Raw genomic sequence first — 15,032 nt, 5'->3', positions numbered from 1 at the left:
TTCGATAATCCCGTCATGCCTGAGCTGCCTGAAGTTGAAGTCACGCGCCTGAGCCTGGTCGATCGGCTCGATCAGGCCACGATCCGGTCGATGCGGCTGGGCAAACCGCTGCGCTGGCCCTTGGGCCGCGACCCGGCCAGCTTCGCCGGTCTGCGCATCGGCCGGCTGGTGCGGCGTGGCAAATACCTGTGGATGCCGCTGTCGGCCGATGCGCCCGACGCGGCCGTGTCCGGTGGCCTGCTGTGGCACCTGGGCATGTCCGGTGCGCTGCGCTTCGAGACCTGCTTGCCGCCGCCCGGGCCGCATGACCATGTCGAGCTGCAGACCGACCGCGGCGTGCTGCGCCTGACCGACCCGCGCCGCTTCGGCGCGGTGGTCTGGTCTGCCGCGCCGGACCTGCCGCCCGCGCGTGCCTTGCTGGACAAGCTCGGCGTCGAGCCGCTCGAAGCCGGCTTCAGCGCCTCGGTGCTGCACGAGGGCCTGCGCGGTCGCCGCGTGGCCATCAAGCAGGCCCTGCTGGCGGGCGACGTGGTCGTGGGCGTTGGCAACATCTATTGTTCCGAGGCCCTGTTCGGCGCCGGCATCGACCCGCGCACGCCGGCCTCGCGCATCGGTCCGAAGCGCTGCGAACGCCTGGTCGACGCGATCCAGCGCGTGCTGCGCCAGGCCGTGGCCACCGGCGGCTCGACGCTGCGCGACTTCCACGATGCCCACGGCATGGGCGGCGCCTTCCAGGACCACGCCCGCGTCTACGACCGGGCCGGCCTGCCCTGCCTGAGCTGCGGCGCGCCGATCCGCCGCATCGTGCAGGGCCAGCGCGCCACCTACTTCTGCGCCAGCTGTCAGAAACGCTAGCGGGCTGGCCCGTCCCGGACGGTTGCCGTTCGTGACGCCCTGCGCGTTCTGATGAACCCAGGCGGCACGGGGCGTGCATTAAGATGGATCGAGGCTGACCTCCCTCCCCGGCCCGGCATGCCCATGATCGACATCCCCATCGACACCCCCCACGAGCCCTTTGTCCGCAGCCTCGACGCGATGGGGCAGTGGCGCGCCGACCTCGAAGAGCGTGTGCGCGAGCTGGTGCGCTACCTGCGTGAGCACGGCCTGCTCGACGAGTCCGCGCATGACCTGCTCGATTCGCTGCGCCAGCGGCTGGCGGGCGAGAAGCTCGTCGTGGCCTTCGTGGCCGAGTTCTCGCGCGGCAAGTCCGAGCTGATCAACGCGATCTTCTTCGCCGACGCCGGGCGCCGCATCATGCCGGCCACCCCGGGCCGCACCACCATGTGCCCAGTGGAGTTGCGCTGGGAACCCGAAGATCCGCCCGGCCTGTCGCTGTTGCCGATCGACACCCGGCTGGACGGCGCCTCGCTGTCGGAGCTGCGCAGCCAGCCGCGCGCCTGGGAGCAACGCATCATCGACGTGAAGGACCCGGAGTCCTTTGCCGACGCGCTCAAGGCCGTCATGGGCACGCGCAGCGCCAGCATCGAGGAGGCCCGGGCGCTGGGCTTCTGGAACGACGATCTGCCCGAAGACAACCCACCGATGACCGACGACGGTCAGGTCGAGATCCCGCTCTGGCGGCATGCCCTGATCAACGTGCCCCACCCGCTGCTCAAGCGCGGTCTGGTCGTCATCGACACCCCCGGCCTGAACGCCATCGGCGCCGAGCCCGAGCTGACTGTGGGCCTGCTGCCCAGCGCCCACGTGGTCGTGTTCGTGCTGGGCGCAGACACCGGCGTGACCAAGTCCGATCTGGCGATCTGGCGCGACCACCTGTCCTCGCAGGCGCTGACCCGCTACGTCGTGCTCAACAAGATCGACGCGCTGCACGACCCGCTGTCCAGCGTCGAGCAAAACGAGGCCCAGATCGCCGCCCAGTGCGCCTCGGTGGCGCGCACGCTGGAGATGCCCAGCGCGCGCGTCTTCCCGCTGTCGGCGCGCCAGGCGCTCGAAGCCCGCGTCGAAGGCAATGCCCGCTTGCTGGTCGACAGCCGCCTGCTGGCGCTCGAACAGGCGCTGGCCCAACAGCTGCTGCCGCAGCGCCGGGCGGTGTTCGAGCAGCTCACGCTCGAAGCCCTGTCGGTGGTCCAGCAAAGCACCGGTCGCAACCTCACCGACCTGCGTCGCCACCTGGTCGAACAAATCTCCGAGCTGCGCGGCCTGCGTGGCAAGAACAGCAGCAAGATCAACCTGATGCTGCAGCGCGTGGCCGCCGAGACCGCCGAGTTCGAGAGCTGCACGACCCAGCTGCAGGCCATGCGCGCGGTCCACACCCGCATGCTCAAGGACCTGCTGGTGGCGCTGTCCGGTGAGCCGCTGCGCGGCCATGTCGACGGGATGATCCGCTCGATCCGCGACTCGCTGCTCAAGCTCGGCGCCAAGCGTTCCTTCACGCAGCTGTTTGCCGCGCTGCGCCGCGTGCTCGACGAGACCCACCAGCGCGAACACGACATCCGCGACATGCTCGCAGCCTCGTTCACGCGGCTCAACACCGAGTTCGGCTTCAGCCTCGTGCTGGGCCAGACCACCGACCTGACGCGCTTCCGTGACGACCTCGCGCTGATCGAGCGCAACTACATCCAGTACCTCGGCCTGACCCAGGCGATGCGGCTGGCTCAGCCGCGTTTCCTGGAGCAGTTCCGGCGCATGCTGATGTCGCGCCTGCGTGTCGTCTTCGAGAGCGCGGCCAGCGAGATCGAGCTGTGGAACCGCACCGCCTCGGCCCAGGTCGACGGCCAGTTGCGCGAGCGCCGGCGTGCCTTCAAGCGGCGGCGCGAATCGCTCGAACGCATCCAGCAGGCCTCCGCCGAACTCGAGGTCCGGCTGTCTGAGCTGGAACAGCAGGACGACCGCCTCGCGCGCATCGAGGCCCGCCTGAACGGGCTGTTCGACGGCGCCCGCACGGCGGCCACGCGACGCGACATCGCCAGCGGCGACGCCCCGCCGATGCCGCTGCGCCGGGCGCCCGAGAGCGTGCCTACGCTGGGCATCGACCAGGCCTTCGCCGGCTCGGTGCTCGCCGGCACGCACAGGGCTGAAGCGGGCCACGACGTGTCGTCCAGCCCGTCCGCCGTCCAGGCCCGTCCGGCTTGAGTCCTGCTGGGGCCGACGCGGGCCGGCCACTGCCGCGCATCGCCGCCGATCTGGTGCGCTGGCAACGCGCCCAGGGGCGCCACGGCCTGCCGTGGCAACACACCCGCGATCCCTACCGGGTCTGGCTGTCCGAGGTCATGCTCCAGCAGACCCAGGTCACGACCGTGCTCGGCTACTACGAGCGTTTCCTGGCCCGCTGGCCCGATGTCGCCGCCCTGGCTGCGGCGCCGCTGGACGATGTGCTCGGCCAATGGAGCGGGCTGGGCTACTACAGCCGCGCCCGCCACCTGCACCGCTGCGCCCAGGCCGTCGTGGCCGATCACGGCGGGCGCTTCCCGCAACGCGCCGCCGTGCTGGCGACCTTGCCCGGCATCGGGCCATCGACCGCTGCGGCGATCGCCAGCTTCTGTTTTGACGAGCGTGTGGCCATCCTCGACGGCAACGTCAAGCGGGTGCTGGCGCGTGTGCTGGCCTTTGACGGCGACATCGGCCAGTCCGGCCCGACCCGCACGCTCTGGCGCATCGCCGATCAGCTGCTGCCCGAGGACAGCGCCGACATGCCGGCCTGGACCCAGGGCGTGATGGACCTCGGCGCGACCGTCTGCACGCCGCGCAAGCCGCAGTGCGGGGTCTGCCCGCTGACGGTCCATTGCGCGGCCCGCGCCAGCGGCCGGCAAGCCGATTTCCCGGTCAAGGAAAAACGCCTGAAGCGCGGCCGCCGCGAGAGCTGGTGCCTGTGGCTGCAAGCCGGCACGGGCGACGCCACGCAGGTCTGGCTGCAGCAGCGTGCGCACAGCGGCATCTGGGCGGGCCTCTGGACCTGGCCCCTGTTCGACGACGCTTCGGGGCGCGAGGCTGCCCTGAGCGCCCTGCTCGGCGAGGTCGACGCCAGCGCCGAGGCCCTGCCGTCCTTCAAGCACGTGCTGACCCACCTGGACTGGTTGCTGCATCCGCTGCGCGTGAGCGTGCAAGCCCCGCTCGACCCGTCCGCCGCGCTTGGCCCCGGCCGCTGGTTCGACCGCGCGGCGCTCGCCACGCTGGGCCTGCCGGCGCCGATCGGGAAGGCGCTGTCGGTCGGCTGAGGCGTCGGGGGCCGCAGACCCGCTGGGCCCGAAGCCACGCGCGGTCGACGTCTTCGGCGCGGGCCTGACGACCCCCTCACGCCCCCCTCACGCCCCCCTCATCGACGAGCCTCGGAGACTGACCTCAGCGGCACGCCTCCACCGGCAGCGCCTTGACGTCCGCCGAGGTCAGCCAGACCTCGACGCGGCGGTTGCGATCGCGGCCGGCCGGGGTGTCGTTGGCGGCCACCGGGGCGATCGGGCCGTAGCCGTGGGCCACCGCCGGGCGCACGCCATAGGTCGCCAGTTCACGCGCGACGGCGTCGGCGCGCTGCTGCGACAGGCGCAGGTTGCTGCAGTCCGCGCCGGTCTTGTCGGAGAAGCCCAGCAGCAGCACACGCTCGTTCTGGCGGGCGCGGCTTTCCAGCAGCCGGACGATGCGGTCCAGGTCGCGGCGGGCCTTGTTGTCGAGCTGGTCGGCGCCGGGCAGGAAGCGCAGGTTGACCGACAGGCGCCGCGCCGGGCCGGTCAGTTCGCGGTAGCTGGCGGGCAGATCGGCGGCCGGCGAAGCGGCGACCGACTCGGCGGTGTCGGGCACCTGACCGATGAAGCCTTGCGCGTCGGCGATGCGCTGGGCCTCGTCGGAGACGGCGAAGTTCACGAAGCGCCGGGCCAGCTCGCTGGCCTGCGGGCTGACGTAGAGGAACAGCCGGCGCGACAGCGCGTAGTCCTCGGTCGACACGGTGAAGCGGCTCGGCCTCAGCGGGGCGGCGTCGCCGTCCGAGATGGCGACCGCGCGGGCATTGCGCACATAGGGCAGGCCGGCGAAGCCGATGGCCTGCGGGTCCAGCGCGACGGTGTCCGACAGCTCGGCGCTGTCCTCGAAGCGGCGGGCGCTGGCGACCAGCGCGTCCTTGCCCATCACCAGCGACTTGAAGGTGTCCCAGGTGCCCGACTTCTCGTCGCGCGCCAGCACCTTGATCGGCCCGGCCGGACCGCCCACGGCGGCCCAGTCGGTGATCTGGCCGGCAAAGATGCCGCGCAGCTGCGCCAGGCTCAGGCGCGGCACGGTGTTGCCCGGATGGACCATCACCGCGACGCCGTCCAGCGCCACGACGTGTTCGCTGCCGGCTGAAGCCAGCTTGCCCAGCGACTGCGTGGCGACCAGCTCCTCGGCCTTGATCGGGCGCGAGGCCATGCCCACGTCCGCTTGTCCGCCAGCCAGACCCGAGAACGCCGTGGCCGTGCCATGCGCATGCAGCTGCACGAGCACGCGGGCCTTGCCGTCCGCGCTGCGGGCCTGCAGCACCCGTTCCTCGGGCTTGTCGCCGGCCTGCACGGTGACCTCGGCATAGCCTTGCTGGTTCAGGAAGGCGGCCAGCAGGGCAGGGGCCAGCTTGGCACCGACGGTGTTCGAGCCATGCACGCGCAGGGTCTGCTCGCCAGCGGCGGGCACCACGGTCGACGCCGGCCCAGCGCCCGGCGCCGCAGCGGTCGAGGTCGGCAGGCCGACCACCGCGCTGACCACCGGCACCGCGCCGGCCGGCCGTGCCGGATCGGCGGCGCGCATGAACCACCAGCCCGCCAGCACCATCATCAGGAGCAGGCCGACGATCGCCAGCACGGTGGCCGGTTGGCGCACGGCGGCGGCGCCGGAGGCCTTGCCCGAGGCGGTCGGCAGCAGGCTGGCGCCGCAGCCCGGACAGCGGCTGCCGGCGTCGTCCATCGGCAATGGCGTGCGCGCGGCGGCGTGGCTGCAGGCGCTGGGCAGGTTGGTGCACACGCCCAGGGCGCGTGCGGACGAGGCGTTGTTCTTGCTCATGGCTGGGTGGGTTCCTGTCGAAGGATCTTCATCGCCTGGCGGGCAGCGTCGTGCCAGGGGCGCATCTGTTCATCGGGTGTCGTGGTACTCGGGTCGGTGCGGGTCGGTCCGGCCGGCCGGGTGTCGGCAGCGACGACCTCATCGGCGACTTCCTGTGCCACCGCCTGCACCACCTCGGCCGCGCGCCGCAGCGCCTCGATGCGGCGCTGCATCGACTCGCGGCAGCGCAGCACCTCGTCAGCGGACGGCGGCTGCTCATGCAGGCGGTCCAGCACGCTGTCGTGCAGCGCACCGGCCAGCACGCCGGCCTGCAGGGCGACCGCCTCAGGCAGGCTGGCGCCCAGCGTGCTGCGGTCGATCTCGAAACCGTCGGCATCGCGGCGGACATGGGTGACGCGGGTTGGCGCGACCTCGATCAGCCCGAGCGCCTCGGCCAGCAGCACCGCCACACGGGCGCGCAGCGTCAGCTGGCCGGGATCGCGCAGGACCGGCGCGACCGGGCCCGCGACCGGATCGAGCCCCAGCCAGCGCGCCGCACGGCCGTGGCGCTGGTGCCAGCCTTCCAGGCCATGCTGCAGCCCCGCCAGTTGGCGCCAGCCGGACAGATCGGCCAGCGAGCCCAGCCGCCACAGCGTGAGCACCGGCTGCGCGGCGGGCACCAGCCGGACGGCGGTGCCGGCATCGGGCAGCAACGGGGCCAGCCGCTCGCTCGCGGTCAGGCCCGTACCGGCGGCCTCGACCGATGCGGCGGCCGGTGCAGCGGCCGTGCCATCGGCGGCGGACGTCGTCGACGTGCCCGTGGTCGTGGACACCAGCGCCGACATCAGCGCCTCCGGCAGGCTCCAGAGGGTCTGAACCTGCAGGGTTGTCGCACCAGCCACCACATCACCTGCCGGCGTCAGGCCCAGCGGCGCCTGCGACAGCAGGCCACGCAGGTCACGTTCACGCCGGCCGGCGTCCTGACGCCAGCGCCGGCCGACGGCGGCCCAGGCATCGGCGGCGACCTCGTCCAGGTCGGCCGGCCGCACGCGGGCGTCACACAACGGGCGCAGGACCTCGACCGGATCGACCTCGCGCCACCAGGGCGCCAGCATGCGGAAGCCAGCCCGCTCGCCCCAGCGGGCGGCCCAGTGCGCGAAGGTGGCCGGACGGACCACCGCCAGGTGCTCGCGCAGCACGCCCGGCTCATTGACCAGGCGCTGGCGGTGCAGGGCGATCAGCTCGCGGCTGTCCAGACGCTGGCCGGCGCGCAGCGGCGGCAGGTCGTCAGCGCCGGATGTCGGGATCGCCAACGTGGGCAGGCCCGGCAGCCCCGCCGCGCCGCTGTTCGGCAGGCTGGCGGCGGCGAGCTGGTCAACCCGCTCGGTCAGCCGGGCCAGCTCGGCCTCGCTGTCGTCGATCAGGCCCTGCAGCACGGTGAGCTGCTGCTGCAAGGCCGCGCAGAACTGCACCGACGTGGCCAGGCGCGTCGCGTGGCTGCGGGCCAGTGCCGCGTCGCGCAGCAGATAGGCCAGCGGCTGCAGCTGTTCCAGGCTGGCGTTGGCCGCCGCGCCCCAGCGCCGCCACAGGCCGCCGCCGCTGGCGGGGATCAGCGCCTCGGCCTGCTGGCCCACGCCGAGCGCCTGCCCTTCGCGCTCCTGACGCAGGGTGTCGAAGCGGGTCATCGCCTCGCCGACATGCGCCAGCACCAGCGCCAGCAACTGGCCGCAGCCGTGCAGCGAACGGCGCTCGTCGCGCCAGTCCAGCCACAGCGTGCGTTCGACCCGCTGGCGCACCGCCACGGCACGCCGCTGCAAGGCCTCGCTGCCGGGCTCGAAGGCCGCCTGCACGCCGACGCCGCGGAAGCGCTCCCGCTCGGCCTGTGTCATCAGCTGCGCCAGTTGCGCGGCGCGGCTCTCGGCCGGGGCCAGCGCGACCAGCCCGAGCGCGTGTTCGGTGAGGGCCTGCCACTCCTGCTCGATCGCGCCGGGCGGCTCGTCGACCAGGCCGATCTCGGCCATGCCGACCTGACCGCCCAGGTGGGCCGGTCCCAGGCCCCAGTCGTCGAGCTGGGCCGGGTCCAGCCGCAGGTCTCGTTCGGCCGTCGAGGCGCTGGCGACATAGCCCAGCGCCGGCCGCCAGTGGTCGTGGCGCAGCTGCTTGAGCAGGCGCAGCAACAGCTCATGGGCGAGGTGACGGCCGATCGCGCCGAGGTCACAGCGCACCTGCGCCTGTCCCCAGGCGACAAAGCGCGTGGCGGCCCCGCCGTCCGCTTCGGCCCGCAGCGGCGTCCCGGCGGCCGGCCACTCGATCAGGTCGTGCAGCAGGTTGGCGCAGGCGCTGGCACGCGCGGCGACGTCGCGGCGCGGCAGGCCGTGTTCGTCGCTGTCGCCGGTCAGCCAGCAGCGTTCGAAGGCGGGCGTCTGCGCCAGCATGTCGCTCGCCATGCCATCGGCCAGCCGGGCCGGCCAGCCCTGTCCGTCGGCCAGCAGGGCCAGTTCCTGCATCAGCACCGCCGCCTGCGCCAGGTCATGGCCGGCCGAACTTTCGGCCGCGTCGCCGTCCGGCAGGCTGGCATGCAGGTGCACCGCAGTGCCAGGCGGCAGGTTCAGCCGCAGCAAGGCCAGCAGGTCGACCAGCAGGCCGCCGCCAACCGGATCGCCCAGGTCGACCTGCACATGGCAGGTCAGTGACGACAGGCCCGTGTCGCTGGCCTCGTCCGCACCGTCCGGCGAGGCCGGCGAGGCCGGCGCCAGCGTGTGCATCGCCTGCTGCAGCAGCGCCAGCACCTCGGCCTTGCGCAGTGCCAGCAGGCTGCGCGCCAGCGCCCGGCTCGCCACCGGCCAATGCGCCGGACCGGACTCGGGCGGGGCGCTGGCGGCCTGCGAGAAGGCCTCCCAGGCCGCTAGCCAAGTCGCCGTCCAACGGCCGGGCGTGCGCTCGTCCTGCCAGGGCCGGCGCAGGTCCTCACGCAAGGCCAGCAACGCTTGCAGGTCGCTGGCCTCGGCCTGCAGGGCGAGCCGCAGACCGCTGGCCTCGGCGGCGGCAGGTGCCGGCGCGACATCCAGGTGCAGCACCGCCAATCGCCCGCTGCGCACCGATGTGTCCGCTGGCCGCAGGCGCCAGGCCGCAGCCACGCCGGTGCGGTCCCGGCCCAGAAAAATCAGCAAATGTTGCATGTCGCCGAACCCGAATCGATCAGGCGGCGCAGTCTGCGCGGCCGTCTCAGCGGGCTCGTGACAGTCCCGTGACAACCCCCTGGGTCACGGGGAAGGCCGGCGCTCGGGCGGATCGCTCACGTGAACAAGTGCCGCCGCCGCGCGCGACAGCGCATCGTCGACCTCGCAGCGCAGCAGGCCTGTCCCAGCGTCCAGATGGACCCGCCAGACCGCGCCATTGGCCATCGGCAGGGCGAGCTGGAAGCGGCGGAAGGCGACCATCGCCGCGCTGTCGTCGGCCCGCAAGCCGAGCAGGCGCCAGACCAGCATGGCCGTCCACATGCCGTGGCCGAACACCACGCTGCGGTCGGGCAGGACGGGCAGTTCGGTGTCGATGAAGGCCTGCACCCGTGCGACGGACTCGCGGAAGGTTTCGGCCCGCGCGCCCATGCGGCGATCGGGCTGGCCGTCGGCCCAGTAGGCATCGGTGATCGGGCGGCGCTGCTCGCCGGTCAGGCCGCGCAGCTCGTCCGGGTCGATGGACTCGAACTCGCGAAGCAGGTCCAGCACGCGCGGGACCGCGCCGGTGCGCGCCAGGTAGGGCGCGGCGGTGTCGCGGGCCCGGTCGAAGGGGCTGACCAGCACCTCGCCCGGCTCGCCGTGCAAGGCATCGGCCAGCCACAGGGCCTGAGCCCGCCCCACGTCGGTCAGCGGGATGCTGTGATGCGGCATCGTCACGCCACCGATGTTGGCCAGGCTCTGGCCGTGGCGGATGAAGGTCAGGGTCTTGCGTGTCATGCCGGCATGCTGCCCTGCTGCGCCCGTTCCACCAAGCCGGCGACATCGGTGAAGCGTTCGTAGCAGACCGCCTTCTCGCCGACCGGCAGGGACGGCGCCAGCGACTCGGCCAGGGCTTCGAAGTGGGCCCGGCCGTAGTCGGTCTTGGCGCGTTCGGCCTCGCGCAGGTCGCTGGCCACCAGGCTGCCCTTGGTCTCGGCGACGAAGTACAGGCGCTCGCCGGCTGGCGTGCTGACCAGCACGGCCCAGTCGGGGTTGTAGTGGCCCAGCGGCGTCGGCACCTTGAACCACTTGGGCAGCTTGGCGTAGACCTTGATCGCGTCGTTCTTCTCCAGCTGATCGGCAAAGGCGCGTTCGACCTCCGAGTCGCACAGCACATGCTGGTAGACCGAGCGGCGCGTGTCGCACAGCATGTCGCGCAGATAGCCACTGAGTTCCTGCTGCTCGAACAGCTCCTGCGCGTAATAGGCCTCGTCGCCCAGGCGCTGGTAGCGGATGCCGTCGACCAGCGCCAGCTGCTTGCAGCGCTTGATCGCTTCGGCCACCGTCTCGATGTAGCGCTGCGGGTTGCGGGCGAAATCGTCCAGCCGGCCGCTCTCGACCAGGATGCGCACGAGGCTGCGGCGGGTCAGCTGGGTGCGGTCGTGCAGGTCGCTCAGCAGATCGGGCAGGGCGACGTCGGACTCGTCCAGCGCCAGCAGCTCGGCACCCGCGCGCTCCTCGGCCTCGATGCCGGACGCCCCGATCGCCAGCCCCGCCTGACGCCACTGCAGCCGCGCCCGGCCGATCGGCGCGGCCCGGCGCACCGCGTCGATGCAGGTCTGGATCAGCCGCTCCGGGTCGAAGGCGACGCGGTAGGTGGTCTTGAACTTGATGCGCTCCCACAGCGCCTTGAACTCGGGGCTGTCCAGCACGGCGCGCCGCACCGGCACGACGCAGTGCTCGTCGGTGTTGCCGATCTCGATGCGGCCGCAGACCTTGCGCAACGCCGCCTCGATCGAGCCGCGGTGTGGCTCCAGCTCGGCCGGCAAGGGCAGCGTGCCGCCGTGCAGCGCGCGCCGCAGGGCATCCGTGACATGCCCGTCGGCATCGACCATCGCCCGCGCACGCAGGTGCTCGACCAGCGCGGTCGACGCGGCCAGCCCCAGCGCCGTCACGCCGCCATCGGGCAAGGCCACGGGCGTGGCGGCAAACAGGTGGCCGGGCACCATCCCGAAGGCCAGGCCGTCGGTCTCGAACTCCTTTTGCAGCGCCTCGGCGAACTCGCGGTAGCCCTCATGGGCGATCACCGTCAGCGTGTTGACCTCTGCGCCGCCGACCCGCGCGCCCGTCTGGTCGACACACAGGCGCAGGCCGCGGCCGATGGTCTGGCGGCGCCAGCGTTCGGTCTGGCGGGTGCTGAACTGGCAGATCTGGAACACGTTGGGGTTGTCCCAGCCTTCCTTCAGCGCCGAGTGGCTGAAGATGAACTGCAGCGGCGAGGCGAAGCCCAGCAGCTTTTCCTTGTCCCGCATGATCAGCCCGTAGGTCTCGTCGTCGGCGGTGCTGCTGCCGCTGGTGTCGCGTGCCAGTTCGACCATGCGCTTGCCGATGCGCTGGCGGTCGACCGAAAAATAGCCGGCGTGGACCTCGCCCGCCGCACGCACGTCCGGCGAGGCCGGATCGAACAGGTCGCTGAAATCTGGGTGACGGGACCAGCGCTCGTACTCCTCCTCGAAGATCGTCGCGTAGGGGCCCGGCTGCGGATCGCCGTGTTCATCGTGCAGCCGGTAGCGTGCGACGGCCTCGACAAAGAACAGGCTCAGCACCTTGACGCCCAGCGGACGCAGCCGGCGTTGCTTGCGCAGGTGTTCGCGGATGGTGCGGCGGATCATCAGCCGCGCCAGCACCAGCGGCTCGATGCCGGCGTGTTGCTCGCCCTCGCGCAGGTAGACCGGGCCGTCCGGCAGATGCAGCGCCATCAGGGCTTCCTGCTTCGACTGCCGCGCGGCGGTCCGCAAGGTGCCGATGCGCATCCCCGCGTACAGCTCGCGGCCGGTGATGCGCTGCAGCTCGTCGCCGTCCTGCACCGACACCGTCTGGCGCCGCACATGGCCGGCGCTGCCCAGCACATCCAGCTCGACGCTCGCGGTGATCTGGCCGGCCCGGCTGGCGATGCGCAGCAGCCGCACATGCGGCCGGTTGTGCGCTTGGTCGACGGTGGCCGAAGCGACCTCGATTTGCTTGACCAGCCCACGCTCGCAGGCCTCGACCGCATCGAGCCGGTAGACCGGGTTGTGCGTGTCCACATGGGTGGCCGAATAGCGCAGGGTGCACAGCGGGTCCATGCGCGCCAGCGCCTGCCGGCCACGGCCGTCGATGCCGCCGTCCACGCTCTGCGGCTCGTCGACGATGACGATCGGCCGCGTCGCCCGCACCAGGTCGATCGGCCGTTCGCCGCCGGTCTTCTCGCTGGCCCGGTACATGACGTTGCGGCTGCGCTCGCGCCGCTGCGCCTCATCGGCTTCCTCGGCTGCAGCCGCCTCGGCATCGCCGAACTTGTTGATCGCGCCCACGCTCACCACCATCACCTGCAGTTGCGCGCTGGTGGCGAACTGGCGCACCTGCCCGAGCCGGGCCGCGTCGTAGGTGAAGAAGGTGCAGCCCTTGGCGCCAGGGTAGAGCGTGCCGAAGTGCTCGCGCGTGATCTGCAGCGTCTTGTGCACGCCCTCGCGGATCGCCACCGACGGCACCACGATCACGAACTTGGTCCAGCCGTAGCGCCGCTGCAGCTCGAACATCGTGCGCAGGTAGACATAGGTCTTGCCGGTGCCCGTCTCCATCTCGACGGTGAAGTCTGGCGTCAGCCGCTCGCTTGGCGGCAGGCCGTGGCGCAGTTGCACGGCCTGCAGATTGCGCAGGATCGCCGCGTCGTCGATGCTCAGCCGGTTGCCGATGCCGCCGTCGCCGGTGGCCAGCATGCCGTCCAGCACACCCTGCCCCTGCCCGTCGTCGCCGACCGGCCCGCTGACGCTGAAGTCGCTGCGGCAGACCTCCTGGCCGCGAAACAGGTCGCACACCGCCTCGATGGCGGCCTGCTGGTGGGGGAGGTCGGGGTCGAAGTGGAGTTTCATCGCGGTGCCCCGTTCACAAGCTGCGCACCCGCTTGACCCCGTGCTGTTCGAGGATCGCGGCCAGGTTGGACTTGGCGACGTCGTCGGCGAAGGCGCTGTCGCGGAACAGGCAGGTGACCTCGCCGTCGACCGGCTCACGCGCCAGCCAGTCCGCGATGCCCAGCGCCAGCGACTCGGCGTCGGCATGGCCGATGTGGCGGTCCAGGCAGACCACCAGCACCCCGTCACCCACCCGCTGCACGGCCTTGCCGGCGATGCGGCGGGTCTGGATCGGCACACACAGGTCGTAGCCCAGCTTGAGCAACATCTCGTGCAACAAGTCATCGTCGCTGCGGTCGGGCAGGACGTGTTCGAGGTGATCGAACAAGGTCCCCACCAGATCATCCCGGCGCGGGGTCCAGGCGCTGAGGTTGGAGGTGTCGAGGCGGAAGGATTTGAAGCCGAGGTCGCCGGTGAAGAGTGGGGATTCTTCACGAATGCGCCTGAAGCTTCGACGGAGCCTTTCTCTCGTCAATCCCGCGATTGACCCAAACCCGGAGCGATCAGTCTGCTCGGGCAATTGAACCAAGACGAAGCGACGCTCCCCTTCGTCCAATCGATTTTGCCGGGCGACTGCCTCACCCGTTGTTCCAGTGCCAGCAAAAAAATCGAGAACAACATCGCCCTTCCCGCTGAAGATCTGAACCATCGTTGCGATAAGCTCGACCGGTTTTGGTGTTTCAAAAATATCCATTACCTCAGGAAATAATGACTTTAGGTGCTTTTTCCCCGCTTGGTTGTCCCCCGATAGATTCCTTGGCAACCAACTTACAGGCACAACCCGATTTGCCACTTCGGTCAAAAAGCGCTTTGTTCTTGGCATCGAGTCGCCTGCAGGCCCGAACCAAATTCGCTTGTCAGCAACCAATTCTTTAAATTTTTCTGGCGGAACCGACCAACTGCGCCCCGCTGCGGGCGTGACTTTTCTGCCGCTTGGCAACGTGATTTCGTAGAAATCTCGCTCACGATATTCGCGGCGAGTTAAATCCGAAGATGTCCAGGCGCCTCTGGGGTCGGAGTCAGGGTTCAGGTATCGATCGTCTTGATGATCGGTTCTGGAAAAACCTTGAACGATGTGTTCAGACTTATTCTTCATGAAGCACACGACGTAGTCATGGGTCGCCGTCATGTGCCTTTCATCGTTGTCCGGCGAAACCCTCTTCTGCCAGACGAATGTGCCCAAGAAGTTCTCCCCGCCAAAAATCTCCATACAGATTTGCCGCAGTGCGGCGACTTCGCAGTCATCAATGCTCACGCAAAGGACCCCATCATCCCGCAACAACGAATGCGCCAACTTCAACCTCGGATACATCATGTTGAGCCAGTCGGTGTGAAACCGACCGCTCGCCTCCGGGTTGCTGCTGATCTTGCGGCCGCCTTCGACCTGGCCGGTCAATTCGAGGTAGTTGCGGATGCTGTCCTGGAAATTGTCGGGGTAGACAAAATCCTTGCCGGTGTTGTAGGGCGGGTCGATGTAGATCAGTTTGACCTTGCCCGCATAACTGCGCTGCAGCAGTTTCAGGACTTCGAGGTTGTCGCCCTCGATCATCAGGTTGCGGGTGGTGTCCCAGTCGACGCTGTCCTCGCGACAGGGCCGCAGCGTCGCGCTGCTGGGGGTCAGGGCGAGTTGGCGGGCGGCGCGCTTGCCGTGCCAGGTCAGGCCGTATTTCTCGTCGGCATCGCCGACGCTGGCGTCGCCGATCAGGCCCTTGAGCACGTCGACATTGATCGCCACCCCGCCCGGCCCTTCGGTGGCGAGTTCCGGGAACAGCGTGCGCAAACGCGCCAGGTTGTCCGCGCGCAGGTCCGCGCTGAGGGTTTCGGCATCGCCGGACTGGATTTTCTGGATGGGCATGGTGCGCAGGGCCTCGGGCCGGCCGGGTGAAAGCCGGGGGAAGTTGCCATGCGGGTTTGGGTGTGGGGATCACTGGAAGATGTAGGGAAGTTGCGGAAATAGGGTGAATGCGGG

At 70.4% G+C, this 15,032-nt stretch carries 8 protein-coding genes; 3 read left to right on the top strand and 5 right to left on the bottom strand.

All coding sequences use genetic code 11. The features are described from left to right. The first annotated feature begins 15 nt into the window (after positions 1–15). From mutM to mutY, 3 genes are all read left to right on the top strand, one after another. Positions 16–855 carry a bifunctional DNA-formamidopyrimidine glycosylase/DNA-(apurinic or apyrimidinic site) lyase gene (mutM, locus tag EV685_RS13855; protein WP_130482624.1) on the top strand — a complete coding sequence of 280 codons (840 nt, stop codon included), beginning with the start codon at positions 16–18 and terminating at the stop codon, positions 853–855. A 117-nt stretch (positions 856–972) separates the two neighbouring features. Beyond that, the gene (locus EV685_RS13850) at positions 973–3,093 is read left to right on the top strand and encodes a dynamin family protein (protein ID WP_130482623.1); all 2,121 of its coding nucleotides are present in this window, start codon (positions 973–975) and stop codon (positions 3,091–3,093) included. After that, positions 3,090–4,175: an A/G-specific adenine glycosylase gene (mutY, locus tag EV685_RS13845; RefSeq protein ID WP_242615588.1), complete on the top strand. Its 1,086-nt coding sequence runs from the start codon at positions 3,090–3,092 to the stop codon at positions 4,173–4,175. Before EV685_RS13850 ends, mutY begins: the two co-directional genes overlap by 4 nt. A gap of 124 nt (positions 4,176–4,299) precedes the next feature. Here mutY and EV685_RS13840 read toward each other — a convergent pair whose 3' ends face one another. The 5 genes from EV685_RS13840 to EV685_RS13820 form a co-directional block, all read right to left on the bottom strand. Next, the gene (locus tag EV685_RS13840) at positions 4,300–5,976 is read right to left on the bottom strand and encodes a substrate-binding domain-containing protein (protein ID WP_130482622.1); all 1,677 of its coding nucleotides are present in this window, start codon (positions 5,974–5,976) and stop codon (positions 4,300–4,302) included. Continuing rightward, a complete protein-coding gene (locus tag EV685_RS13835) occupies positions 5,973–9,134 on the bottom strand; it encodes a hypothetical protein (RefSeq protein WP_130482621.1) in 3,162 nt (1,053 codons plus the stop codon). The genes EV685_RS13840 and EV685_RS13835 overlap by 4 nt, the downstream gene beginning before the upstream one ends. A gap of 84 nt (positions 9,135–9,218) precedes the next feature. After that, on the bottom strand, positions 9,219–9,911 hold the full coding sequence (locus EV685_RS13830) for a histidine phosphatase family protein (RefSeq protein WP_130482620.1): 693 nt from the start codon (positions 9,909–9,911) through the stop codon (positions 9,219–9,221). Next, complete coding sequence (locus EV685_RS13825) at positions 9,908–13,024, bottom strand: type III restriction-modification system endonuclease (RefSeq protein ID WP_130482619.1); 3,117 nt, start codon at positions 13,022–13,024, stop codon at positions 9,908–9,910. Before EV685_RS13825 ends, EV685_RS13830 begins: the two co-directional genes overlap by 4 nt. Positions 13,025–13,037: 13 nt before the next feature. Continuing rightward, the gene (locus EV685_RS13820) at positions 13,038–14,918 is read right to left on the bottom strand and encodes a site-specific DNA-methyltransferase (protein WP_130482618.1); all 1,881 of its coding nucleotides are present in this window, start codon (positions 14,916–14,918) and stop codon (positions 13,038–13,040) included. Between the last annotated feature and the right edge of the window lie 114 nt (positions 14,919–15,032).

This window comes from Sphaerotilus mobilis, from assembly GCF_004216565.1.
GTDB classification, from domain to species: Bacteria; Pseudomonadota; Gammaproteobacteria; order Burkholderiales; family Burkholderiaceae_C; genus Sphaerotilus; species Sphaerotilus mobilis.
Note: the sequence above shows the minus strand (reverse complement) of the source record. Positions and strands in the feature narration are given on the sequence as shown.